This window comes from Fredinandcohnia onubensis (assembly GCF_002734215.1).
Taxonomy (GTDB): domain Bacteria; phylum Bacillota; class Bacilli; order Bacillales; family Bacillaceae_L; genus Ferdinandcohnia; species Ferdinandcohnia onubensis.
Genome location: NZ_NSEB01000012.1, coordinates 423,753 through 447,953 on the forward strand (window position 1 = coordinate 423,753; position 24,201 = coordinate 447,953).

Below are 24,201 nucleotides of genomic sequence, written 5' to 3' on the forward strand. Positions count from 1 at the left end.
TTTATATAAAATTAGTTTTCTATTAATTACGGAAGGATTGGTTGAAAGACTTCCTTAATTTCCTGATGACCATCATTTTCTTGATAAACTTCATGACGTTCAAAATCAAAGGCTTCCATTATCGGCAAATCGTTGGTTGAGAATAGCAAAGCTTCTTCGCCTTTATATGTGTTTACGTGTTCATGCCATGTCCAGGCAGGCAAAGCAAAGAAATCCCCAGCTTTCCAATCAAACCTTACACCATTCATTACTGTATAGCCCTCACCTTTATATACATGATAAACACAACTATGGACATGTCGATGTGCAATTCCGCGGAAGTTTACCGGAAGCTTTTGCATTCTGGCACCAATTCGATTGTTCGCATCCTTACCATTTGTTGGGTTGAAGTATTCAACAGCAAACCCCTCTATAGGATCAGGTTCAAATTGACTCATTCCATTTAATGATTTTTCAGTTAACTCCCACTTGTATCTCCCTAGTGGAGCGATTGATGGTTTACGATCTGTTAAAGGCCTTACCATTCCACCCTGGTATACTGACGTTGAATAATCATCAGGATAGGTTAAAGGTTGCTGTGGTTCTGGATACGGCTCAAAGAAAGAGGTGCTCATCCCCATAACAAATGGGACATCTAGACAGTCCATCCAGGTTACTGGTTTGTCTCCTTCATTAATATGATCATGCCAAATCCATCCAGGAGTAATTAAATAATCTCCAGGTTCAAATTTATACTTTTGTCCATTTACTAGACCTGATGCACCGTAACCATCCATAATGAAACGTAATGCCGATGATGTGTGACGATGGCTTGGTGCTATTTCTCCAGGAGCAATTGCTTGGACAGCAACATAGAGGTTTTGTGTGGCACCTCCCCACCCATAGGGCTGCAGTTGCTTCATTCCAGGATTAATCAAATATACTGCTCTACGTTCTACCGATCCAAATCCTACCTGAAGCATTTCTTTTGATTTTTCTAACTTACTATCAAGCAATTCCTTTTTCCATAAATAAGGGACTGGTCTTGGCTCCGGTTCTTTTGTACTAAATGCAGACGCCCATAATGGTCCTAAATTAACTTCATCTAGCTCCTTGTGAAAGTCTACTAATTCCTTGGGCCAATCTCTTAATTTGTGATCTGCCATTTTCTTTCCTCCATTCTATTTTTCCTTTTTACACTCCAGCTTTATATTGAACATTTACCGAAAATTCCCCAATTCGATCTATGTGTATTCGTACCGTATCTCCTTCTGTAATGGGTCCAACACCTTCAGGAGTTCCGGTTGTCACTATATCTCCTGGATATAATGTCATGACACTTGTGACAGCCTCGAAAAATTTATAACAATCATATATGAGATTTTCCGTATTGGTCGATTAGCGAAGTTCATCACCAACCCATAAATTCATGTTAAGTTGATTTGGATTTTCTACCTCATCTCCGGTCACTATCCATGGACCTATAGGTGTAAATGTATCGAAGGACTTCCGCCATGGTCGGTCTTCTTTTCCTCGTACCGTAATATCCATTAATGCTAAATAGCCAAAAATATAGTTATGTGCTTCATGTGAAGGAACATCCTTTGCTTCTTTTCCTACTACTAAGGCAATCTCTGCTTCATGATCTGTCCTTCTATCCCTAAAAGGCAATTCTACTGTTTCACCCGGTCCAATAATGGATGAAGGCGATTTTAAGAAAAATCCTAATTTATCAACAGTTGAAGGTGAGGTTTGAAATTGTTCATTCATTTCTTTCCGATGCAATAAATAGTTTATTGGTGCTGCTACGATTTTGCTCGGTTTTGGGATAGGCGCACGAAGCTTGACTTCTGATATTGAATAGGTACTTCCATAAGGCAAGTGCTTTTCTATTTCCGTTTTTAAGGCATCAAAGTTTTTCATAAAATGTTCAAGCGATTCTTGAGGACAATTTTTATCCCAAGAAATAATATCACCAATGTCTATGATTACATCATCCTGCACGATCCCAATTTGGTTGTTATTGAATAAAGCAACTTTCATTAACAATCTCCTTTTCTATATAATTATTTCTTTTAACTAATTAAATTTTAGTATATTTTGAACATTTAATCTAATTTATTATTTTTATAATAATCATTTATTTGAATCTATGATTAATGCATTTATTATTGACTTTGTATACATGGTAGCCCATCATGTAAAGTAGGCTAATACCATACTAAAACGACTGTCGGGTGGTAAAAATGGAGCTACAACAACTAAAATATTTTCAGGCAGTTGCTCGATTAGAACATATGACTCGTGCAGCTGAAGAACTAAATATCACACAACCTTCTTTAAGTATTACGATTTCAAGACTAGAAGAAGATATCGGGGTTCCTTTATTTGATCGTTCTGGTAGGCAGATAAAATTAAATGAGTTCGGAAAGATCTTTTTAAAACGAGTAAACCGAGTTTTCTCCGAACTTGATGAGGGGTTTCGTGAAGTAAAAGATTTAGCTGGACTCGAGTACGGTACGGTGTCATTAGCCGCTACAAATCTGGTCTTACTTCCAGAATTATTAAACACATTCTTATCACAATATCCTCAAGTTAAATTTCGACTTTTTCAGGACACTACCATAAAAATGCAACAGCAGCTCGAGAAAGGTGAGGTTGATCTTTGCATTACGTCCCCGCCTGTTGAAGGACGTAGAGTTAAGAGTATTCCTCTTTTTAAGGAAGAAATTATCCTAGTCGTTCCTAAGCAACATCGTTTTGCAAACCGGGAAGAAATAGACCTACATGAGTTAGAAAACGATCCTTTTGTTAGTTTAAAAACAGGATATGGGATTAGAGACACTGCCGATTCTTTATGCAAACAAGCTGGTTTTGCTCCCAATATCGCATTTGAAGTGAACGAACCATCCTTGGTTTCGTATCTTGTCCAGTCTGGAATAGGAGTTGCCTTTTTGCCTATGAATGCTTGGAAAGGGAATTTAGAACAAACTACTTCATGTTTACACATTAAAGCACCCCTATTCCGACGGACGATTGGGTTGTCCTGGTTGGAGGAGCGCTATTTTTCAGCTGCATCACAACGTTTACGCCAATTTGTGATTGACTATTTCTCTCGTTTTTCGATGGATTAATAGAAAAGAAAATTATATAAAAGGCCTTGGGAACATCAATTTGCTAGTGCGCCTTTTATATAATTTTCATCATTTCTTTCTATCTTAACGCTACAAGTTTTTTGCTAATAAGTATATCTGTCAGTTCATGCTTTTTCACTTTTCCTGTTGGAGTCTTCGGGAATTCATTTACAATTACAATATGATCAGGATGTTTATAGTCAGCCACTTTGGGTTTAATAAATGATTGAAGTTCTTCCTCTGTAGCATGCTTTCCTGGTTTTAACATTATCGCTGCACAAGAAACTTCTCCGAGAACACTATCGGCTACACCTACAATTGACACTTCTAATACATCAGGGTGAGTGTAGAATACTTCCTCAATCTCTCCTGGATAAATATTATAACCACCCCGAATAATAAGATCTTTTTTACGTCCAACTATTCGGATATATCCTTTCTCGTCTTTGGTTGCAAAATCACCTGTATAATACCAGCCTTCGTCATCAATTACTTCTTTAGTTTGTTCCGGCATTTTATAATAACCCTTCATTCTACCAATTGTATGGCAAGCAAGTTCTCCAACTTCGCCACAAGCAACTTCTCTTCTCTGTTCATCAACCACTTTCAATTTTACATTTGGAAGCGCTCTGCCTACAGTCTCTGATTGGGTTATATCATCATCATTGATACTTGTGTAAGTTAAATATGGGGAAGTTTCAGTCATCCCATAGCTTACTAGAACCGCACATCCCAATTCTTCTCTTACTCTTTTTACAATTTCAACCGGACAAGGTGCCCCACCCATTAATGCTAAACGTAAGGAAGATAAATCATACTTCTTCAATGCTGGATGATTTAATTCAAGAATAAAATTCGTAGGTACTCCTGGGTGAATAGTGATTTTTTCCTGCTCAATTAGTTGCAATGCTCGTTCAGCTCTAAACGATTCCATTAGGACTGCCTTTCCTTGACAAATTAGCACTCGTAATATTGCCGAAATTCCCATTATATGAAAATATGGCGTTAGATGTAGTATGGTGTCATTATGATTCGTTTCAATTGCAGTACTACACGATACGTTTATATCCACAAGACTGCTATGAGTTAACATGGCTCCCTTTGGCTTGCCTGTAGTCCCCGAAGTATAAACAAAAGCAAATACATCTTCTTTAACATCAATTTTTGCATGCTGAAACTCATTTTCACGACCAAGTTCCCGCAAATGCTCTAAACTCATGATTCCATCAGATTCAAACCTGACAGAGATTAAATGTTCGATTGTCTCTACCCTACTCTTAATCGATTGAATCTGACTCAGGTGATCTACTTGATCGTATTCTTTAGGAAAAAATACGATCTTAGCTCCTGAATGATTTAGGACATATTCAGCTTCGTCTTCACGGTAGCGAGTATTAAAAGGAACTAAAATTGCACCTAACTTTGCAATAGCAAAGAAGATGAGAACAAATTCAGACCATACAGGTAACGTTACTGCTACACGATCACCTTTCTTCACTCCCAATAAACTAAGGCCAGAAGCAATCTCAGTAGAGATCATCTCCATCTCTCGATAGGTGTATCTGTGCTTCCCATCATACAAAGCTTCCTTGTCTGGAAAATTTCTATAGGCATCTTCAAGTAATTGAGGTATCGATTTACCATAACACGAAGTTAGCATATTCAGCTCTCAACCTTTCAACTTTTAAATTCAACTTATCAAATAGTAAAAAAAAGGAAGAGAAGGTTCCTTCCTTTTTTTGACTAATTACGATAGTTCAAAATAGGGGAGTGTTAACTCTTCATCTATTGTTTCATAAATAACTGTAACAGGCATATCAATACTAATTTTATCTCGGTTCCCTTTTATTCGACTAACGATTCGAACACCCTCATCAAGTTCAACAATTGCTACCACATATGGTGTTTCTTTATCAAAGGGTGGTGCATTTCTATGAACAACCGTATAGCTGTAAATTCTCCCCTTTCCACTAGCTTCAACCCAAGTGATCTTTTCAGAGAAGCAGTGTGGACAGAGATATCTAGGATAAAAGATATGATTCTTGCAATCCTCACAATATTGAATGATTAGTTTGTTATTTTTTACACCTTCCCAAAATGTCCGATTGTCATTATCGACTAATGGTCTCGGTTTACGTTGTTCCATATCAATCCCTCCCCAGTATCAAAGTAGATGTAGAGGAAAGCGTACCGCCGGTACCATTAACTAATGCAATTTTTGCATCTTCGACTTGTCGTGCACCACACTCACCTCGTAATTGCTGAGTTGCTTCGATTATTAAGAAAATACCGTACATTCCTGGATGACAGTATGAAAGACCTCCTCCATTTGTATTTAAAGGGAAACTGCCACCTGGCGCTGTTCGTTGGTTACTTACAAAGTCGCCTCCTTCTCCGGGCTTACAGAAACCAAGAGATTCTAATGTTAATAGAACAGTAATCGTGAAAGAATCGTAAACTTGCACGATATCAATTTCATCGTGAGTAACTCCTGCCATTTCCATTGCACGTTTCCCAGATTCACGGGCTCCAGTTACAGTTAAATCCGGCATTTGTGCAACCGAATTATGCGTATGCGTTTCCCCATGACCCAAGATCCAGACTGGTCGGTTCTTTGCTCTTGCAGCTGCCTCGGCAGAGGCGACCACAATTGCCCCACCTCCATCATTAACTAAGCAGCAATCTAGTAAATGGAGAGGTTCAGCAATCATGGGAGAATTAAGAACATCATCAATAGTAAGCGGTTTTTGCATCTGAGCTTTCTCATTCAACATTGCCCATTTCCTCGTTGCGACTGCGATCTCAGCAAGATGTTCTGAGGTTGTTCCATACTGATGCATATGCCGCATCGCAGCCATTGCATAGTGCCCTACTGGAGTCGGAAATCCGAATGGCTCTTCATACGTTAAAGTTAATTCTTTAAGAAATGGATAGCGATTTGTTCGATTGGTACTGCCATATGTAATGAGTGCAACATTAAAAAGGCCCGCTTTAATTCCCGCTACTGCATGTGCTACATGTGATTCGAAGGATGAACCACCAATATTCGTACTATCTGTATATTTAGGCGAGATGCCCAAATATTCTCCTAACATTAAGTTTGGAAATTGGGCCCAGTTTCCTGCAGTGAACAATGCCTCTACATCGTCTTTTGTAAAACCTGCATCATCTAGTGCCCGTTTCGCTGCTTGTGCTTGAAGCTGCAACACATTACTCCCTGGTAATTTTCCTAAATCCGCTTCAGCTACACCAACAACGGCAGCTATACGTTCAGATTTCATATTTTTCACACCCCTCTTCTTTCTTATTAATGATAAAATGTGATGGTTGCATCACCTGTAATAACTTGTTTTTCTGGCGTTTCTGATGAAATCTTAAAGACGATAGTTTTATTTTCCTCATCTTTGGCAACGACCTTTGCTCGGCAAGTAACGACATCTCCCGGGAATATCATGCCTGTAAATCGAACATTTAGATTACTTACAAATCCTTTATTTCCGGCCAGATTTGTGAGTAATTGTCCGATATATCCAACACTGAGCATTCCATGTGCAATGACACCTGGTAGGCCTGCGTTTTTAGCTGTTTCTTCATCTGTATGAATTAAATTAAAATCCCCTGATGCACCAGCATATTGAACCAAATGAACCTTTTCAATTGGAGGTTTTACAAGCGGTTTCAATTCTTGATTGATTTCAAATTCACTCCATTGCATCTAAGCCATCCTCCTTAACGATAGATAATAGTTGTTTTTGATGAAAACACATATTTCCCTTCTAAATCTTCACCTTTCGTTTCTAAAATGATGAATAACATTTTCCCACCATTTTTACCATCCTTTTCAAAAACATCTACCACTTCACTTACACAACGTAGAATATCTCCGGCAACAATCGGCCGCTTATATATAAACTCCTGTCCCCCATGCAATGTACGGCTTTTATCCATATTACTTAATCCTGGTTTAGGGATTGTAAGGGTCATTGGAAAGGTCGGTGGAGCAATCAAGCTACTATACCCTTGCTCTTTCGCTGCAGTTTCATCATGATAAATGGGATTATCGTCTCCAATTGCTCTTGCAAACGCTCGAATAGCACCTTTTTCAATTTCAAATTCGTGAACCTCACTCTTGCAACCGACAATGCTTTTATCTACTAACATAGCTATCAACCTACCTTTATTTCATTCTAGTAATGAAAGTTTTAAAATTTAGCGATAATGTTAGCTCTCACCACCACCAATATTAATGCAGTCTCCAGCAACATAACTAGAATCATCACTAACTAAGAAAGCAACTACATTTGCAACATCCTCTGGATTTCCGACTCTTCGCATTGGAATGCGCTTACTAGCATCATTTACCATTTGCTCAAAAGTAATGCCACGTCTCTCTGCTGTAGCTCTTGTCATATCAGTTGCAATAAAACCAGGGGCTACGCAATTTACGTTGATATTAAACTGACCAAGTTCTAATGCTAATGTGCGAGTCAATGCTTTTATACCTGCCTTAGCAGATGAGTAATTTGCCTGACCTCGCTTACCCGATGATCCTAAACTGCTAGTATTAACAATCTTTCCATAACGTTGTTCTACCATATGCTTTTGAACAGCTTTGCAAAATAAAAAGCTTCCTTTTAAATGGGTATCAAGTACGATATCCCAATCACTTTCTGTCATCTTGAATACAAGATTGTCTTTTGTTACACCTGCGTTATTTACGAGGATATCAACTCTTCCAAAATGAGATACTACTTTATCGACAGCATTTTCTATTTCTTCCGCTACTGTTACATTACAGCCAACTGCAATAGCTTCTCCGCCAGATGCCTGAATTGTACCAACTGTTTCCATTCCAAATTCCTCTTTTAGATCAATAACGGCCACTTTTGCTCCTTCGGCCGCTAATTTAATTGCAGTCGCAGCTCCAATACCTTTCCCAGATCCCGTTACAATTGCTACTTTTCCTTCTAAACGTCTTATCATTCTTTTAACATCTCCCTTTGCTTTTAATAGGTATATCCTTCTTTATTAATTACACTATCTGCAATGCGTCGTTTTACAGGAACAGTGTTAATTAAAAACTTACGTAACCAATTATCAATTGTCGAAAGATCATTCGTTAATTCTTGCCCATTTACGACAGCCATTAGACTTCTTTTCGCAAATCGAGCTAAAATTTCAAATGACTCATTGATAAAAGTATTGGTTATTTGAACTGCTAACACTGCTTTATGTTCCCCTTGCTTCTTTATTATTTTTTTTGTGCGCAACAAAGCAGAGTCCATCGCATACAGCTGAATAATCATATCTGCAAGATTACTACTTATCTCCTGTTCTTGCTTTAATTGTTCTCCATAATAATCCATAACCTTATCAAGGGTATAAGCATATAGTTTTCTTGAAAATTGAACTAATTGAGCAGAGTTATTTAAAGAAGAAGATTCAGAAATTTCTTCAGCGATTTCTGGTAGTGTGACATCCAAACTTTCCTGTAACTGGTTGAGTTGACCCTTTGCTATTCGACTAGTAATGGTATTGGTAATAAATAAACGGTTTATTTCATTCGTACCTTCAAAGATCCGCTTTATTCTTGAATCACGATAAATTTCTTCTATTATATATTCCTGCATATATCCGTATCCGCCATGTATCTGTAAACCCTCATCTGCAGCAAAATCGAGTGTCTCTGAACCAAACACCTTATTAATTGCACACTCAAGCATGTATTCACTAATCGCTTTTCTTGAAATTTCCCCTAAATCGGGATTTCCAAAATCAAGTTGACTCAATCCTGCATCAAAAAGATTTGCTGTTCGATATACCATACTTTCTAAAACAAATGTTTTAATGTTAATATCCGCTAACTTTTGAGCAATTAATGGAAATGAGGAAATTTTCTTACCAAATTGAATTCGCTGATTTGCATACTTACAGGATACTGTTAAAGCTTCTTTTGTTGTTCCTAAGCAATTTGCCCCCACCGAAAGACGGCCAAAATTTAATACATTAAAAGCTATTAAATGACCTTTTCCTATCTTTCCTAATAAGTTAGATGCCGGTACTTGCACATCCTCAAAGCTTATAGAACAGGTTGAGGAGGCTTTTAATCCCATTTTTTTCTCTTCTGGACCTATTGTTAAACCTTTTGATTCTCTTTCTACAATAAAGGCACTAAAATCAGTTCCATTTACCTTTGCAAAAACAACAAAGATATCTGCGAATCCTGCATTTGTAATAAACACTTTATTCCCATTTAATATGTAGCTCTGGCCATCATCAGAAAGCTTCGCACTCGTTTTTATACCAGAGGCATCAGTACCAGATGATGGTTCAGTTAATGCAAAAGCTGTAGCGAGGCTACCGGAAACTAGCCCTGGCAAATATTTCTCTCTTTGTTCCGATGTACCAAAAAAGACAATCGGAAGAGCTCCGATACCTACTTGACCGCCAATCGTCATGGTCAGTGAGCTTGTATGGACGTTGAGTGATTCTTTCATTAATGCAAACCTTACTCCATCAAGACCTAATCCCCCATATTCTTCTGGAAGGGAAGCCCCAAGCAGTCCCACATCCCCTGCTTTTTTTAATATTTTCCTAGTTAGATCGTAATTTAATGTTTTTGCTGCCTCACCAAGAGAAATAACTTCCTTTTCAACGAAGTCTTTAGTTGTCTTGGCAATCATATGGTGTTCTTCCAAGAAATCCTCTGGTGTAAATACCTCATTGAAGTCCGTTTCTTTGGTAATAAACAAACCACCTTTATCATTTGTAAGCTCATTTGTTACTTTCAATATCAACACTCCTCGATGATTCTTAATCTTTATCCAAATTTACTAATATACGTCAGAACATTTTATCCGGAATAAACAGAGCAAGATTAGGGAACAAATAAAGAACTAAAATCATAAATAAAATAGGAAGTAAGAAAACTAAAGCACCTTTATAAATGGTACCTATCTTCAACTCAGGAACAACACCATTTAGAATTAGAATATTCATACCGTATGGTGGTGAAATGAGTGCTGCCTCAACAAGTAGAACAATAATGATACCAAACCAGATTAGATCATGTCCCATACTTAGCATAATAGGCATGATAAAAGGAATGGTGATGACGATAGCCGCAATTGAATCCATTACTGCTCCAAGAAATAGATATAACAAGACAATAAACAAGAATGTTAGATAATGTGGAACATCCCAACTAGTAATTGTAGTAGAAACTAAGATTGGCACTTTCGATATTGTTAATAAGTAATTAAATACGAAAGCACACAATACCGTGGCATAGATAAAACCGGCAGTTCTAGTCGTTCTAACAACTGTTTCTAGAAAATTCGTCCATGTCAACTTTTTCTTAATCATTGCGATAATGATTGCACTAAAAGCCCCTATACCTGCTGCTTCGGTTGGCCCAAACCAACCAAGAAACATCCCGCCGATTACGATTGCAAAAATAATAAAGACCATAATGGTACTTTTTAATGAAATAAAGCGTTCCTTCCACGTACTTTTTTCTTCTATTGTAGGTGCCATTTCTGGTTTTACAACAGCAATAAGGTAAATCGTGACGATAAAGCATGTAGCCAACATAATCCCAGGTATAATACCCGCTAAAAGCAATTTACCAATTGATTGTTCGGTTAACATTCCATATATAATTAATACTGTACTTGGAGGTATTAGAATCCCCAAACTACCTCCCGCAACGATTGACCCTCCTGTTAAACTCTTAGAATATCCATACCTCAACATTTCTTTCGAAGCCATAACACCAATAGTACCAGTGTTTGCAAGACTTGAGCCTGATGCTGCTGCGAATAGAGTGGATGCCCCGATCGTTGCCATTCCGAGACCACCTTTTAATCTTCCAAACCACGTACGGAATGATGCATATAACTCGCTGCTAATACCTGTTACACTAAGCATTTCTCCCATTAATATAAATAGTGGAATGGTACTTAATGTGTAGTTAAAACTGTGGTCAAAGATAATGGATTCGACTGCTGTAAAGAGTACGGTCTCATTTCCTAAATATAAGATTCCAATGACTGCAGGTACAGCCATAGAAATCGCAATTGGAATCCGTAACATCATCAAAACTAACATGATTACTATAGCGATAAAACCAACTGTTTCAGCAGACATTAACCACTTACCTCCTTCTCAAGCTGGCTGACTTGCTTCACTAATCCTAGAAATGACTTGATAATTCTATTAACAGCTTCCATCCCCCACAGAAAAAAGCCTAAACAAGTGATAAATTTTAAAAAGTAATGGGGAAACTCTAAAAGGAGTGTCTTCTCATGAAATTCTGTCAAGTTATGATATCCAGCTTTGAAAAAAATATAGGCAACAAGAAAACAAAATAAAGCCGTTACAGTATAACCAATTCGATCAATAATGACTTGAACTTTAGTTGGAAAATTGTCTACAATAATACCTATCGTTATATGTCTATCCTCTGATTGGGCAAATGCAAGTGAAAACATAATAAGGAAGACTTGGAATATCGCGACAATTTCGTCATTACCTATAATTGGTACACCAAACATACGAAAAACGACTCCAACAAAAGTTGCAAGAACCATAAACAATAGACAAATCATCGAAATCCACTTAATAATACTTGTTGAACGGTCTATTACTTTTGTAATAATCATATTTCCTCCCATTATCGAATGACTTCAACTATATGTTCCAGTGCGAATAAAATAGGAGGGGCAATAGACACTAATTAAATAATCAAGCTATTTCTCAGTTCTACTACCCTTTCCTATAAATCTCACTTTAACTTAGAAATCAATCTCCTTATTTAAAATAAAACGGTACCGGGAAGCCTGATTCTTTTACCGTTTGCTCATACTTACTCATCATCTCTTCTCCGTTATATCCTTTTTCCTTCGCATCATTCAACCATTGATCCCAAGCAGATCTGGACAATGCTTGAAGTCTTTCTAATTCTGCATCATCAAACTGAATCACTTCTCCATCTTTTTTGAGCGTTTCTTTAAGCTCATCGACAGCGGCCTTTGAATCTTCTGTTAAATATTTATTAAATAATCCTTCTAATTCTGGAATTAAATCTTCTTGAAAAATGGTTTTAATATCATCTGGGAGTTTATCGTAAGAGGCTTTATTCATAATTGGCATAACTTGAATAACTTTATAAGGAATTTCTACAAAATATGGTGCTACTTCATATAAACTCATATCTCGATATTGGGTAGCTGAAGTAAATGCCCCATCAATAACGCCTTTTGCAAGTGAATCATATAGTTCTTGTGCAGGTACGGAAACTGGCACAGCACCCCATGCTTTTATGTCTTCGACATCACTCTTACTTGCGGCTCGTATTTTCATTCCTTTAAAGTCTTCAAGTTTCCTGACAGGTTTATTCACAAAAATGTAGGATGGAGATCCTGTTGAAAATCCTAGTGAAACAACATCCTTAAACATTTCATCATGATAGGGTTCCGTATATTTTTTTATAATTTCTCCATATTTTGGCACATCATCTGCTGTTACTTGGAATGGTAAATCTCCTAATGTCAATGGAAACATTTCGGTATCCGCATAATAGTGTGAGAACATATAGCTGATATCAGCTACGCCACCTTTTACATCCGTTAAAACAGAATTAGCTCCTCCTAATGTTCCTCCATGAAATAAATTCAGCTTCACTCTACCATCAGTCTTTTCTTCGACGGATTTAGCCCATGGTTCTAAAATATTAGCACCAATGTTTGCCGTACTTGATCCATAGTTACCAACGTTAAATTCATATACTTCTTTTTTCTTTTCATTAGAAGATGAACCTGAAGTCTCATCATTGCTATTACTACAAGCGACAAGAGATAACATGATAACCATAACAAAGGCTAAACTTTTGATTAGATGCTTCTTTCCTACTTTCATTAAATGATCTCCTCCTTGCAGGTTGTTTGAATACGCTTACAAATTAAGTAGATTTCTATTTTGCAGCCCCCTTCTAACTCACTAGGTGAATTACTAGTTCAAAAATATTGTATATGTTCCTAAGTATTATGTCAATAAATTCTAAATTATTCGTAAATTATTTTTACACTATCGATATATTATAAATTACCGTGCTACTATTTCACTCATTTGGAAAAATATGGGAGTTTGACAAAAATAAACCAAGAATATATGATTTAACATATTATTATGATTTGTAACAAGGCAGTGTTTCAACTTCTAAAAAAATAATATATAGGCAGGTTAGTAGAATGAGAGATATTAAAGTGCAATCTATCCGTGTTATTGATCGGCTAATCAGCGTCTTAAATTGCTTTAGCAATGAATATCCAACTTTGTATATTGAAAACATAGTTGAAAAAACTAAGTTACCAAAAGCAACTGTTTATCGAATTTTATGGTCGCTAGAGCAAAGCGGTTTTATTCAATATGATGATAAAGAAAACAATTATAGCCTTGGACATAAGTTTTTAGAATTTGGTGAAATTGTGAAAGAAAATCAAGATGTTCTGAAAGAAGCCGGAGCAACTCTCTCGAAAGTACATATTGAATTAGGATTTCCGATTTTAATGGCAGTTAGGCAAAAGGAAAGTATTCAATTCTTACTTGCATTTGAGAATCCAGATGGTATTCAATCAGGCTCTTATGTTGGGAGGAAAAGAGCACTCAATATTGGTGCTCTAGGTATTGCATTGATGGCTTATTTACCCTTAGAAGAATGCAAAAAAATACTAAATCAAATACCTTTAGAAAAAAGAACACCTTATACTTTAGTTGATGAGGATAAATTTCTTGAAAGATTAGACACAATTCGACAAAAAGGTTATTTTGTTGAAAAAGATGAGGTAAATGTCGGATTTTCAGGTATAGGCGTTCCTGTTTTTAATCGCAATCAAGAAATAATTGCTGTAATTGGAACTTTCGGTTCTAACTTTGATATGAATTCAAAGGTAAATAAAAAAATAATTAAGACATTAAAAGATACAGCAGATCAACTCTCCAAACGAGTTGGACATTTAATTAGTTTACAAGGAGACTTGACCTTTTTCTAAACGACTTAATCTTCTTGATAAGAAATTGGCTGCATCTTCACGTCTATTACGGCGGACTGGCCTGAGTTTACTATTTCAATCGCCTTCTTTAATGCAGATTCTAATTCTTCTGGTTTTGAAATGGTTTGGGCAAAGGCCCCGCCCGCTGCTTCAGCGATTTTTGCAAGATCTGCTGGTTTGTCAAAATTTACCCAATAATGATCGTCACGTTTTGCAATGCCGTCGGGATGTTGTTTTAAGAGATTCATTTTGGTTGCATTCCAACCTTGGTTATTAAAAATAATTGTCAAAAATGGCGCATTGTATTTTCGTGACATCCAATGAACAGATGATGGGACACTAAATAAATAGGATCCATCTCCAGTAAGGCTCACTACTGTTTTGTTAGGCTGTGCCAACTTAGCACCAACAGCTGCTCCCCCATTCCAACCTAATGATGATCCTCCATTACCAAACATAGTCCCTGGTTTTATTCGTGGTATCCCTTTAAAAATAGCACTTGTACTAGTGATTGTTTCATTTAAAATAATCGTATCCTCGTCAATTACATTCCTTAAACAACGTGAGACCCATTCGGGGGTTATCACACCATTTGTTGGAAACACTTCTCTCTGTCTCCATTCTTTCCTTTGGAAATTATGACGTTCTTTTAGTCGACTAAAACGTTCTTCAATAGTATAGTGGTCTAAGTTTATCTGCTTAGCATAATTTAACAATTGTGTTAGTGCATGGTATGAATCTGCTTGGAAGGTTAAATCTGCTGGTATATAAGCTAACGGGATTTTTTCTTTTATTGGATCATTATCAATAAAGATGACTTTACATGAATCATTTAGATCGTTGACTGTGGGAATCCAAGGCACATCACAATCCAATACTACAACCACGTCTGCATTATCAAGTAGGTCACCACCCTCAAATCCCATGTGCAGAGGATGTTCAGTCGGGTAATTCATATAACTAGGATTACTTTCAATTACAGGAATAGACAGTAATTCACAAAATTCTACAAGTAAATCAACGCTTTCCATATTTCTACCTAAGTATGAGGTTATTAAAATAGGATTCTTGGAATTGGCCAACGTAGAAATGATTTGTTCAATTCCTGCATTTGTTAATGCTGTAGGTTCCTTTGGTTTCCAACGAGAGGAAAGATCTTTCTTTGGCTGAACTTCTTCTTCTAAAACTTCCCTAGCGCCAGTTAAATAGACTGGCCCTTTCGGTTCTGTATTAGCAATTTGCATTGCACGATAAACTAGTTGTTTAACGTTTTTTCCTGTTCGAATGTCATATTCCCATTTGACATAACCCCTTACTATACCACGTTGATCATATACATTTTGCAGATAATTAATTGGCGAGTTGCGGCTCCCCGCTAATTCACCCTCCATTGTTGAAGGAGTCTCACCTGAGAATATAAAAACTGGCACTTTCGACCGTGCGGCATTATGTAAGCTACCACCCAAGTTTTGTGTACCAACATCCGTATGTACAATCACCCCCTGCGCCTGACCACTTAGTTGATAGTAGCCATGTGCTGCACTCAGTGCAACATATTCATGGGGAGAAATAATGACTTTTGGTAATGGTCGACCTAGTGCTTTTGCTTTTGCAAGTCCCTCGATGAGTGCAGGGTGATCACTTCCAAGATTGCTAAATAAATAGGATATACCTGTCTCTTCAAATGCTTCTAACAAGGCATCTGCTGTTGTATAACGACTTAGACTTTCCATCGTACTTCCCCCTAGTTGGTCCTTTTATAGTAATTAATAGCATGAAACTCTGTGAACTCTTCAAAGATTTTTTCGGAATTCTCCCTTCCTATGCCACTTTGCTTTACTCCGCCAAACGGCATATATTTATGTCCAAGAGGAGATTGGTGTGAAGAATTAATAATGGTCATACCAGCTTCTATTTTTCTTGCAAACTGAAGTGACCTGTCATAATCTGATGACCATATAGATGAACTTAATCCCATCTCGCTGTCATTCGCCATATGAATGACCTCTGCTTCACTCTTGTATGCGATTAACGGAATGATTGGTCCAAATTGTTCACAGGTGACAAGATCATGGTATGGTTCTATATCCCTTACAATAACAGGGTGCATATAGTATCCATTATCCCAATTATCCGGTTCTAGCTTCTGACCTAGCTTCATGATGTTTGCGGAACTATTATCTAACCTTTCTAGTAATCTCTTTACGTTTTGAAATTGATTTGGATTATTCAAAGGTCCAAATGTTGCGTTTTCATTCAATTGATGTCCAATTTTATATTGGTCCGTAATTGTACACATTCGTTCATAAAATTCATCATACATAGTTGTAGGGAGATAAATTCGTTTGATGGCAAAACAAAATTGTCCTGAACGACGAAAAACACCATTAACAATTTTCGATACAATCTCATCTAGATTTGCGTCATCTAAAATAATTGCCGGGTCATTTCCACCTAATTCAAAGTGAATTCCTTTTAAAGTTTCTGCAGCAGATTTCATAATATGCTTTGCAGTCTCTCCTCCGCCAGTAAACGATATTTTTCGAATGAGAGGATGTGTGGATAATGCCGTCCCTACATCTGCATCCCCATGTACAATATTGATTACTCCAGGCGGGAAAAACTTAGCGATGTTTTTTAAAGCTAAAGTGACCCCTAGTGGTGCAAAAGGAGATGGTTTTATTACAATCGTATTTCCTGCAAGTATGGCTGGAACAACCTTCTGCATAGTTAAAACAATAGGAGCATTCCAAGGCACAATCCCTGCAATAACGCCAATTGGTTTTTTCTCAATCAGGACTCCGCTGAATTCATCCTCGATTGTCTTCGTCTGAAGAGCATTCCTTGCTAATTCTGCACTATTTCTCATCACAACAGCTGCCATAGCAAACTCGCTTTTCGATACGTCCAGTAACATTCCATTTTCCAGAGAAACAACATTAGCCAAGTATGTTGCATCGGTTTTAAATTGTTGAATTGCTTTTAACAGTTTGGAAATACGGACTTCCAATTCAACCTTACTCCAACTTTTAAATGTGTTATATGCTTCCTGAATTGCCTTGTCTACATGCTGTACAGATCCTTGTGCTACTAAGCCTACAACATTCGACAACTTACCTGGGTCTCGGACTTCTGTGTATTGGTCCGTTTCTATTTCTTCATTATTGATTAACAAATTAACTTTCATATCTCCGCATCTCCCCAGCCTTACTTTTGATCTACTGTACTTTTCTTATTATGTTCATTGGCAACCTTTTGAAATATTCCCCCCTGTTTGAATAACTCAATCTCTATTTGAGTATCTAGTCGCATCTTCACTGGAAAAATGGTTTGTTTTCCATTTGAATGAATTGCCATTACCTTTAGAGTTTGTTGGGGCGTTGAAATTCGGTCTAGGTCTATGATTGTGAATGTTTCTTCCCCATTTAACCCTAGAGTTACCCAGCTTCTTCCTTGAGGAAACTCCAAAGGTAGAATTCCCATCATTGCAAGGTTACTGCGGTGAATGCGTTCGAAGCTTTCTGCAATTACTGCCTGTACTCCAAGTAAATAGGTACCTTTGGCTGCCCAATCTCTGGCACTTCCTGTTCCGTATTCTTTCCCTGCTATGATAATAAGAGGAATATTTTCATGCTGATATCTCTGTGCAGCATCAAAAACACTCAGACATTCACCACTTGGCAAATGTCTCGTAAACCCACCTAGTTTATCTACTAGCTTATTCTGTAGTCTAGGATGCGCAAATGTTCCCCTCACGAGCACCTCATGATTTCCTCTTCTCGTACCGTATGTATTGAAATCAATACTTTCCACACCATGTTTCATGAGATAAGCTCCTGCAGCACTCTCTTTTAAAATGGACCCAACTGGAGAAATATGGTCCGTTGTGATAGAATCTCCAAGTGCTAATAATGCCCGAAATTCTTTTGGGTTTCCTTTAGGAGAAGCATTTTCTCTTTTACTGAAAAAAGGAGATGGTTTAAAATAGGTTGATTGTGGATCCCAGTTATATAAGGGACCTTCCATATAGTCTAATTTCTTCCATAAAACATCGCCATCGAACACACTCTGATACGCATCCAGGAATAATTCCGGATTTATACAATTTTGTATACAGGTTCTTATTTCCTCTGTATTTGGCCATAAATCTTTTAAATAAACTGGTTGACCCGACTCAGTTTTCCCTAGTGGTTCAGTATCCAAATCTATATTTATCTTTCCAGCAATTGCATAAGCAATCACTAGAGGTGGAGAGGCAAGATAATTAGCTTTTACTAGTGAATGAATCCGGCCCTCAAAATTACGGTTCCCACTCAAAATAGCGACAGTAGATAAATCATTTTCCTGAATGGCTTTCTCGACTTTTTCATCTAAATTACCACTATTACCGACACAGACTGCACATCCATAACCTACATGATAAAAGCCCAGTTTTTCCATATATTCCAATAGACCTGTACTTTTCAAGTATTGTGTAACTACTTTTGAACCTGGCGAGAAACTGGTTTGAATATGAGATGGTACGGTTAGACCAAGTTGAACCGCTTTTTTAGCAAGTAATCCTGCGCCAATCATATTAATTGGATTAGAAGTATTCGTACAGCTTGTAATAGCTGCGATAACAATGCTGCCATGTTTAAGCTCATGTTTCTCATGATTCTGGGATATATTAGCCATTGTCATCGATCCACCAAAATCACTTAAGAACGAGGCTTTGACTTTTCTTAACGGCATCGTGTCCTGAGGACGTTTTGGCCCGGATATACATGGCTCAATATCTGATAAGTTAATCTTTATTATTTCAGAATAGGTAGGTATTTTCATAGAATCCGAGTAAAATAACCCCTGTTCTTTTGAATACTGTTCTACTAAATCAAGTACGGTCTTTGTTTTTCCTGTTAATTCTAGATATTTCAATGTTTCATCATCAACTGGAAAAAAGCCCATTGTCGCACCATATTCCGGTGCCATGTTAGCAATGGTTGCTCGATCTGGAAGAGAAAGCTGTTTTAATCCTGGTCCAACAAATTCAACAAATTTTCCTACCACATTTTTTTGGCGTAATACTCTTGTGATCGATAATGCAGCATCTGTTGCGGTGACGCCTTCTTGCATTTGCCCAGAGATTTCAACACCAACCACCTTTGGAACCAACATACTAATCGGATAGCCAAGCATGACAGACTCAGCCTCTATACCTCCCACACCCCAGCCTAAAATACCCAATGCATTTATCATCGTAGTATGTGAATCTGTTCCGATTATGGATTCGGGGTGTACAATCATTTCACCATTATCATGAGTGATTTGAACTACATGAGCCAAATATTCTAAGTTGACTTGATGGATTATCCCATTTGAAGGGGGAACGGCACGAAAATTCTTAAATGATTTTTCGGCCCATTTAAGAAAACCATATCTCTCTTTATTACGGGAGTATTCAAGATTCACATTTTTCTTTATAGCATTTGTAGTGCCGAAGTGATCAACTTGAAGTGAATGGTCTACTACCAGATCTACTGGAATACTTGGATTAACCTCACTCGGATTGACTCCTTCAGAAACCAATCTTTCCCTGAGAGAAACGAGGTCGACCAATGCAGGAATCCCGGATGCATCTTGCATAATTACTCGTGATGGCATAAATGGTATTTCATTAGTCTGATTTGAGTTGGTAGCAACATCAAATAGATCTTTTTCTGAAATGGAGAATCTTTTCATCCCCCTCATCATTGCTTCTAAAAAAATCTTAATTGAAAAAGGTAGACTCTCAACATTGATTCCTAAGTTCCCCAAAGATTTCAAGTCATAAATCTGTACTGAGCCCTGTTTTGTTATTAACGTTTTTTTATACAATAGTAACCTCTCCGTTCAAATAGTAAATTACTTTACTATTTTTTGTTGCTGTGTTGGAGCAGCTTGTAAGTCTGAACATTTGCCTGCTTTCAAAAGAAAACTATCGGAATATTCCGGATATTTATTTTGCAATTCTTGTGCTAGATTTATTACCTTATCTATAGATACCCCTGTATTTAACCCCATTTCTTCAAATCCGTGAATTAAATCTTCTGAAGAAATATTCCCACTGGCACCTGGGGCATATGGACATCCGCCAATTCCGGCAATTGAACTATCAAAATCAATTATTCCCTCTTGCCAACCAGCAAAGGCATTAGCAAATGCCATCCCCCTAGTATTATGAAGGTGTAGAGAGAATGTAATAGTAGGAAACAACTGTTTTAACCCTCTTACAATATCCTTCGTTTTTATCGGATTCGCCATTCCTGTTGTATCAGCAAGTGAGATTTCATTTATTCCCAAAGACTGATAGTATTCACAAATCATGATGTGGCGTTCAATAGGAATATCTCCTTCATACGGACATCCAAATGCCACAGAAATAGATCCTGAGACCTTCATTTTGCTTTTATCTGCAAGATTTACTAATCTCTCAAAACCTTGTAAAGCCTCTATCGTTTTGCAATTTGCATTTGATATACTATGTGAATCAGAAGCAGAAAGCATTAATTTGACTTTATCGACACCAGCATCAATGGCTCTTTCTAATCCTCTGACATTAGGTACAAGTGCCCTTAATTTAACCTTATCTGAACGCTTAATTTTTTTTAGCACTTCATCTGCATCTCTCAATTGAGGGATTGCTTTTGGGTGGACAAATGATGTTACCTCTATCTGCTTAAATCCACATTCGATGATATTGTTTATGATTTCTACCTTTTCATCAGTTGGAACGAATTCATTTATACTTTGAAAGCCATCTCTCGGGCAGACTTCTGTTATATTTATATCAATTTCTTGCACTATGCTATCTCCCCTCTATATGACGCCATTTTGTTTTAAATTTTCTATAGAATCAGCATCCATTTCTAAAAGATTACATAAAATATCTTCTGTATGTTCTCCCAAGTCTGGGGCAATTTGTCGTATTGTCCCAGGGGTTTCTGAAAATTTAGGAGAAATACCAGGAATTTTCACTTTCCCTAACCTTGGATGATTTACTTCGACAATGTTTTCTCGTTCTTGATAGTGTGGATCTTCAAAAATATCTTTAATACTATAAATAGGGCTCATTGGCACACCATTCTCATCTAGTATTTTTTGTAATTCTTTCTTTGTCTTTGTTTTTACCCAATCGGCTAAAATACCATTTACTTCATCAAAACGCTGCAGACGAACAGAATTCGTTTTATATCGTTCATCAGTAAGCATATCTTCCCGATTCATAGTTTCTGCTAGTCGTTTAAAGGTTTTATCTGAACTCGTAACAATAATTACCCAGTGGCCATCTTTTGTTAAGAAATTTCCAGCAGGTGCTGAATGTCCACTTAATCCAGGGGATCGCTCCTTAATTGTTCCTGTTTGGTCATAGTCGGTAACTAAAAACTCCATCATTCTAAACATTGATTCATATAAACTAATGTCAACATACTGACCCTTCCCTTCCTCATGACAGTCTCGATGATATAATGCCATAGTGGCAGCAAACGCCACATAAATGCCTGTTACATAATCTGTTAGAGAAAAAGATGGGCTTATTGGAGGACGATCAGGATATCCATGCAGATATGTAAATCCGCTAAACGCAGTGGCTGGTGTCCCAAAGCCTGCCTTATGGGAATATGGACCTGTCTGTCCGTACCCTGTAACTCGTATCATGATTAAGTTATTATTTATTTTTTTTAATTCTTCATAGCCAATTCCCCATTTTTCAAGCGTCCCTGTGCGAAAGTTTTCAATCACAATATCTGACTTAGCTACTAGCTTTTTTAAAATTTCTTTTCCTTCTTCTTTGTGTAAATCTACGGTGATTGATCTTTTATTTCGTGCGATACCTGCCCATCTCAGCCCTTCACCGTCTTTATACGGGCCAAGGTTTCTAAGGGGGTCTCCCACATTTGGCATTTCAATTTTAATCACTTCAGCTCCAAAATCCCCCAGAAGTGTTGCTCCAAATGGAGCGGCAATAACTGTTGATATATCTAGTACTCGTACACCATCGAGCGGACCAGTTTTTCTAGAGTAATTCATGCAGAGTCACCTCTTGAAATTATTTTAGACAACTTCAGTTTCTACAGAGCTCATCATTTTTTTATGAATGGTTGTAATGACCAACAAAATGATGGACAAGAGTGTGGCGGCTCCATTCAAGAATAAAGTTGAATCGAAAATCGTTATTGGTGCAAAAATCAACACAGAAAGCAATAAGAAAATTATACGTAGTGGCAAGGACAACTTAGTTTTAAAATAACCGACAATCGATACTGCAAGTAAAAAGCAGGAAAATAGAGCAAACAAGACGGAAATTATAAACGTTACCCAACCATATTGATAATTAGTTGATAAAAGAATTTGTGGCTGGTAGACAAAAATAAATGGAACTATAAAACCAACAATCCCTAATTTCATTGCCTCTATACCAATTTTATTTGGGGATGCTTTGGCAATCGGACCGGCAGCAAAACAAGCCATGGCAATTGGTGGTGTGAAATTACAAAGAATCGCAAAATAAAACACAAATAAATGAGCGGCTATTGGCTCTACTCCCATATCTGCTAGTGCTGGAGCAATGAGCACAGCCACCATCGTATAGGCAGCAACTGAAGGCATTCCCATACCAAGAATAAATGCAACTAATGCACTAACAGCCAAGAGAACAAATAGACCATGATCACCGACAGCTACCAACAACATGGCAAGATTAAAACCAAGTCCGGTAATACCAGTAACACCAACAATAATCCCAGCTGCCGCTAACACGATTGTTATATCAATAAGTGTTTTACCTGTATCAACAAAAACATTGTGAATAAGTTTAAGCCAATTTTTTCGAACTTGAGGCTGTAACATTAAAAATATTAATGCGGTAGCAGTAGCATAGATTCCTGAAATTTGAGCTGTATATCCTTTTACAAACATGCAATAGATTAATATAACAAAGGAAGGAATTATTAATACTACCTTCTTCAAATTTTCTTTTTTTGGCAATTCGCCTTTTGTTAACCCTTTTATTCCATTTCGAATGGCTAATAAATCAACTTGAGAAAATAAGCAGAAGTAAAATAAAAGAGCCGGGATTAACGCAGCAAGAGCAATTTCTGCATAAGGTACACCAAGATATTCTGCCATAACAAAGGCCGCAACACCCATTACTGGCGGCATAATTTGTCCACCCGTAGATGCAACAGATTCAACCGCTCCTGCTTGTTCTCCAGTGTAGCCGTGTTTTTTCATTAACGGGATTGTAATGGATCCAGTTAGAATAACATTCGTTACCGGACCTCCCGTGATACTTCCTACTAAACTAGAGCCAAACACCGAAGCTTTGGCTGTTCCACCTCGATACTTACCGAAGGAGTATAAAGCTATATCATTCATAATATCTCCACCGCGAAATTGCAGCATGACTTGCCCGAAAAGTATGAAAGCAAAACCAATTGTGGCTGCTATACCAATTAAACTAATCATTCCACCGCTAGCATCAAAGTACAAATAGTTAAACAATTGGCTTGTATCCGTTGCATTCCCTTTTAAAGGTCCACCTAAATATGGAGCAACATAGGCATAACTAATAAAAACGGCTACTATTACGACTAAAATCCAACCAATTACTCTTCTTAATGCTTCTAGAACCAATAAGGCGGAAATTAAACCGACAATAACTCGCTCCGTAGTTATATAAGCAAAGTCAAAAACAATGACAGGATAATAAATGAACAAATACAAACCAACAATTAAGCCAACTATAGCGAGGACCCAATCATATAAGGGAACTTTTGTGCCCTCCTCCCCTTTTCTTGCCGCGACACCGATAAAAACTGAGAACATTATTAAAGCAAAAAACAATCCAATATACTGTTCATTATAAAGTGAGATTCCTAACTTTTGATGAACACCCAAAATATATAAAAGACCAATACTAACCAGAAGGAAGAGGGCACCTTTCCATATAACGGAAGTCACCCCACTTAGATTTCGATATCGTGCCATTAGGTTTAATACCCCATTTCTTCAATAGA

The 24,201-nt window shown here is 37.3% G+C and carries 19 protein-coding genes and 1 pseudogene; 2 read left to right on the top strand and 18 right to left on the bottom strand.

The window, feature by feature from the left end; all coding sequences use genetic code 11:
* Nucleotides 1-26: 26 nt before the first annotated feature.
* Both CKK03_RS16505 and CKK03_RS16510 read right to left on the bottom strand, forming a co-directional pair.
* Nucleotides 27-1,145 carry a cupin domain-containing protein gene (locus tag CKK03_RS16505; protein ID WP_099363631.1) on the bottom strand — a complete coding sequence of 373 codons (1,119 nt, stop codon included), beginning with the start codon at nucleotides 1,143-1,145 and terminating at the stop codon, nucleotides 27-29.
* Between the two features lie 28 nt (nucleotides 1,146-1,173).
* Nucleotides 1,174-2,022 (bottom strand): annotated as a pseudogene (locus tag CKK03_RS16510) (fumarylacetoacetate hydrolase family protein).
* A gap of 203 nt (nucleotides 2,023-2,225) precedes the next feature.
* Between CKK03_RS16510 and CKK03_RS16515 the strand changes: the two are divergent.
* Complete coding sequence (locus tag CKK03_RS16515; RefSeq protein ID WP_099363632.1) at nucleotides 2,226-3,113, top strand: LysR family transcriptional regulator; 888 nt, start codon at nucleotides 2,226-2,228, stop codon at nucleotides 3,111-3,113.
* A 79-nt stretch (nucleotides 3,114-3,192) separates the two neighbouring features.
* Here the strand turns inward: CKK03_RS16515 and CKK03_RS16520 are convergent, their stop codons facing one another.
* From CKK03_RS16520 to dctP, 10 genes are all read right to left on the bottom strand, one after another.
* Entirely contained in the window at nucleotides 3,193-4,773 is a 1,581-nt protein-coding gene (locus CKK03_RS16520; protein WP_099363633.1) for a class I adenylate-forming enzyme family protein, read from the bottom strand.
* 87 nt (nucleotides 4,774-4,860) lie between these two features.
* Nucleotides 4,861-5,259 (bottom strand): Zn-ribbon domain-containing OB-fold protein, encoded by a 399-nt coding sequence (locus CKK03_RS16525; RefSeq protein WP_099363634.1) that lies wholly within the window; start codon nucleotides 5,257-5,259, stop codon nucleotides 4,861-4,863.
* 1 nt (nucleotide 5,260) lies between these two features.
* Complete coding sequence (locus tag CKK03_RS16530; RefSeq protein ID WP_099363635.1) at nucleotides 5,261-6,394, bottom strand: acetyl-CoA acetyltransferase; 1,134 nt, start codon at nucleotides 6,392-6,394, stop codon at nucleotides 5,261-5,263.
* Between the two features lie 26 nt (nucleotides 6,395-6,420).
* Nucleotides 6,421-6,828, bottom strand: coding sequence for a MaoC/PaaZ C-terminal domain-containing protein (locus CKK03_RS16535; protein WP_099363636.1), 408 nt, complete (start codon nucleotides 6,826-6,828; stop codon nucleotides 6,421-6,423).
* A 14-nt stretch (nucleotides 6,829-6,842) separates the two neighbouring features.
* Nucleotides 6,843-7,274, bottom strand: coding sequence for a MaoC family dehydratase N-terminal domain-containing protein (locus CKK03_RS16540; RefSeq protein ID WP_099363637.1), 432 nt, complete (start codon nucleotides 7,272-7,274; stop codon nucleotides 6,843-6,845).
* A 60-nt stretch (nucleotides 7,275-7,334) separates the two neighbouring features.
* Nucleotides 7,335-8,096, bottom strand: a complete 762-nt coding sequence (gene fabG / locus CKK03_RS16545) for a 3-oxoacyl-ACP reductase FabG (protein ID WP_180271282.1) — start codon at nucleotides 8,094-8,096, stop codon at nucleotides 7,335-7,337.
* Nucleotides 8,097-8,119: 23 nt separating this feature from the next.
* Nucleotides 8,120-9,904 carry an acyl-CoA dehydrogenase FadE gene (locus CKK03_RS16550; protein WP_099363638.1) on the bottom strand — a complete coding sequence of 595 codons (1,785 nt, stop codon included), beginning with the start codon at nucleotides 9,902-9,904 and terminating at the stop codon, nucleotides 8,120-8,122.
* Nucleotides 9,905-9,956: 52 nt separating this feature from the next.
* Nucleotides 9,957-11,261 (bottom strand): TRAP transporter large permease, encoded by a 1,305-nt coding sequence (locus CKK03_RS16555; protein ID WP_099363639.1) that lies wholly within the window; start codon nucleotides 11,259-11,261, stop codon nucleotides 9,957-9,959.
* A complete protein-coding gene (locus CKK03_RS16560) occupies nucleotides 11,261-11,776 on the bottom strand; it encodes a TRAP transporter small permease (protein WP_180271283.1) in 516 nt (171 codons plus the stop codon). The genes CKK03_RS16555 and CKK03_RS16560 overlap by 1 nt, the downstream gene beginning before the upstream one ends.
* A 148-nt stretch (nucleotides 11,777-11,924) precedes the next feature.
* A complete protein-coding gene (gene dctP / locus CKK03_RS16565) occupies nucleotides 11,925-13,031 on the bottom strand; it encodes a TRAP transporter substrate-binding protein DctP (RefSeq protein ID WP_099363641.1) in 1,107 nt (368 codons plus the stop codon).
* Nucleotides 13,032-13,363: 332 nt separating this feature from the next.
* Here dctP and CKK03_RS16570 point away from each other — a divergent pair, with 332 nt between their 5' ends.
* On the top strand, nucleotides 13,364-14,164 hold the full coding sequence (locus tag CKK03_RS16570) for an IclR family transcriptional regulator (RefSeq protein WP_099363642.1): 801 nt from the start codon (nucleotides 13,364-13,366) through the stop codon (nucleotides 14,162-14,164).
* Nucleotides 14,165-14,169: 5 nt separating this feature from the next.
* On the opposite strand, the gene CKK03_RS16575 is transcribed toward CKK03_RS16570, so the two are convergent.
* Genes CKK03_RS16575 through CKK03_RS16600 form a run of 6 tightly spaced genes read right to left on the bottom strand, consistent with a single transcriptional unit; the run spans nucleotide 14,170 to nucleotide 24,172 of the window.
* The gene (locus tag CKK03_RS16575) at nucleotides 14,170-15,897 is read right to left on the bottom strand and encodes a thiamine pyrophosphate-requiring protein (RefSeq protein ID WP_099363643.1); all 1,728 of its coding nucleotides are present in this window, start codon (nucleotides 15,895-15,897) and stop codon (nucleotides 14,170-14,172) included.
* Between the two features lie 11 nt (nucleotides 15,898-15,908).
* On the bottom strand, nucleotides 15,909-17,351 hold the full coding sequence (locus tag CKK03_RS16580) for an aldehyde dehydrogenase family protein (protein ID WP_099363644.1): 1,443 nt from the start codon (nucleotides 17,349-17,351) through the stop codon (nucleotides 15,909-15,911).
* Between the two features lie 20 nt (nucleotides 17,352-17,371).
* Nucleotides 17,372-20,020: an aconitate hydratase AcnA gene (acnA, locus tag CKK03_RS16585; RefSeq protein ID WP_099363645.1), complete on the bottom strand. Its 2,649-nt coding sequence runs from the start codon at nucleotides 20,018-20,020 to the stop codon at nucleotides 17,372-17,374.
* 27 nt (nucleotides 20,021-20,047) lie between these two features.
* A complete protein-coding gene (locus CKK03_RS16590) occupies nucleotides 20,048-20,986 on the bottom strand; it encodes a hydroxymethylglutaryl-CoA lyase (protein ID WP_245864164.1) in 939 nt (312 codons plus the stop codon).
* A gap of 15 nt (nucleotides 20,987-21,001) precedes the next feature.
* On the bottom strand, nucleotides 21,002-22,213 hold the full coding sequence (locus CKK03_RS16595; protein ID WP_099363647.1) for a CaiB/BaiF CoA transferase family protein: 1,212 nt from the start codon (nucleotides 22,211-22,213) through the stop codon (nucleotides 21,002-21,004).
* 24 nt (nucleotides 22,214-22,237) lie between these two features.
* Nucleotides 22,238-24,172: a TRAP transporter permease gene (locus CKK03_RS16600; protein ID WP_099363648.1), complete on the bottom strand. Its 1,935-nt coding sequence runs from the start codon at nucleotides 24,170-24,172 to the stop codon at nucleotides 22,238-22,240.
* Nucleotides 24,173-24,201 lie beyond the last annotated feature (29 nt).